At 40.2% G+C, this 2,296-nt stretch carries 2 protein-coding genes; both read left to right on the top strand.

What is annotated here, in order from left to right; all coding sequences use genetic code 11:
- Positions 1-662: 662 nt before the first annotated feature.
- Positions 663-884 (top strand): DUF6965 family protein, encoded by a 222-nt coding sequence (locus E2R66_RS28060; protein ID WP_134738012.1) that lies wholly within the window; start codon positions 663-665, stop codon positions 882-884.
- A 16-nt stretch (positions 885-900) separates the two neighbouring features.
- Positions 901-2,157, top strand: coding sequence for an Hsp70 family protein (locus E2R66_RS28065; RefSeq protein ID WP_134738013.1), 1,257 nt, complete (start codon positions 901-903; stop codon positions 2,155-2,157).
- Positions 2,158-2,296: the final 139 nt, after the last annotated feature.

Here is a 2,296-nt window from a genome sequence, read left to right on the forward strand (position 1 = left end):
CCGCTAGCGTTCATCCTGAGCCAGGATCAAACTCTCCATTGTATAATGTGTTGTTATAATCCAAGCCCTATTAAACTCAATCAATAGAAACTTGTAAAAAAAAATATTCTCTTACATTATCTACCAAGTTTGTAATCATAACTATCTTTCGATAGTTACACTACATGATTTTCTATTTCTTAAAAGAACTTTGCGCTTCTCCGTCACGGTTCGGCTATATGTTTTTGAAGCTTTAACACTTCTTAACTTCTTGTTTCAATTATTCGAAAGTCGCTTTCAAATATTTCCCTTCGTTTCGGGAGTGCAAAAGTACGTTTCTTTTTCAATTTAACGAATTAAAAAACAAAATATTTACAAGTAGCTAATTAACAGGTCAATAAAATTCAAAACAAGCTTGGTGCCTGCATCAGGCTAATACCACATTTTACTTCACATAAGAATTTTAAGAATTAAATAACTGATAATAAACACCTTAACCTATATAAGTAAATGAAATTTATAGCACATACAAAAATGGGGTAGAATTATGTACAGCGCGAAGTATCTGTAAACAAGCAAATTGCGCCACGTAGCTTGGAATTATTAGTAGGTTTAGGCTATGCTCCCAATAGAATTTTGACAATAAAAGCAGCAAAAAATCGATGCTTTACTATTTTTGCAGTATGAGTGATGAAGAATTAGTGGCCTATTTTGAACATGCTATATTACCGGATACTTTGCGCCTTGATCGCGCTACTACGCAATACCGTGTTAAACAGGCTGTGAAAACCAACCTGGAAGCAATGATGGCCGATCCGAAAGACCACCGCTCACGTTACCGGCTGGCCAGAATAGCCGCTGCGATAGAGCATCCTTTTGCCGGGCAGGAGATCCCGCGTTTTTAATTTTTAAATTACTGTAATGAGTACTTATTTATATGGGATCGATTTTGGTACGACCAATTCGGCCTTGGCGGTTTATAATGAACAAACGCGGGAGATAGAGCACACCTTCATTATTCCTTCGCTGATCTATTTCTATCACCAGCGGCCTGGTTATACTGTAGGCGAAGAAGCTATCACCGCGTATCTGGAAGATGGCATGAAAGGGCGCTTCATCAAATCGGTAAAACAGGTATTATCCAGAAACAGTTTCACCGAGACCCGCATACAAAACAAACGATACACAGCACCGGATCTGGTAGCGATTATCTTGAAAGAACTGAAACAACGCGCTGACCTGATGACCGGGCAGGACTGCCGGAAAGCGGTTATCGGTAGACCGGTTTTCTTTGATGACGATGATGTAAAAAAAGACACCTTAGCCCAAACACGACTGAACAGGGCAACAGAGCTTGCCGGTTTCACGGATGTACGTTATCAATTTGAACCTATCGGTGCGGCATTTGCTTATGAAAAAAACCTTGCAAAAAAGGAAAATGTATTAGTAGCCGACCTTGGCGGGGGTACAACAGACTTTACCTATCTTGTACTTGACCCCGAGAAATCCCGCAGCAAAGACAGGAAAAATGACATGATGGCCACAGGCGGGATTTATGTTGGCGGCGATAGTTTAGATGCTGCTTTTATGTGGGAAAAGGGTACCCCCTATTTTGGCAAGAACACACAATATGAGGCCACCCCCGGCAAGGTGCTGACGGTCCCGAAATCACTATTCGTAAATATTTGTTCCTGGGAACAAATGAACTTCTTTAATGGCCTTCGCATTAAAAAGGACATGGAAGACTACTATTATTTCTCGGGGGAAGACCGCCTTTTCAAAAACCTGATCACGCTTATCGACAACAACCTGGGTTATTCTGTATTCCGGGCTATTGAAAAAACAAAAATTGCCCTGACTGCCGCCGATAGTACAGCGTTTAGCTATCACCACATGGGTATCGAAATCGAAGAGACGGTTGGCTTGCCGGATTATGAACAGGTAATTGCAAAAGATGTAAACAGGATTGCCGCCTACCTCGATAATTTTCTATTGGAGAACAACATTAACCCCGATGCCATCGACACATTATTTCTTACCGGCGGAACATCCATGATCAAAAGCATCCATAAATTGTTTAAAAACAAGTTTCCGTATGTGAACATGAACTCAGGAGACAATTTTAAAAGCGTAGCAAACGGGCTGGCCTATAGCGGCTATCTTTTCGGAGTTGAATGATCTTGACATTTGTCGGATTACTTAGGGCCTGGTGAATATCGTATATATAATTGATTGTTAGTATATTATATAATAAATTCCTTTTAAAAGTGCAAAGGTTTTAGTATTTTAGGGTCATAATCCTTGCACTAATGATCAA

Source organism: Mucilaginibacter psychrotolerans (genome assembly GCF_004519315.1).
GTDB classification, from domain to species: domain Bacteria; phylum Bacteroidota; class Bacteroidia; order Sphingobacteriales; family Sphingobacteriaceae; genus Mucilaginibacter; species Mucilaginibacter psychrotolerans.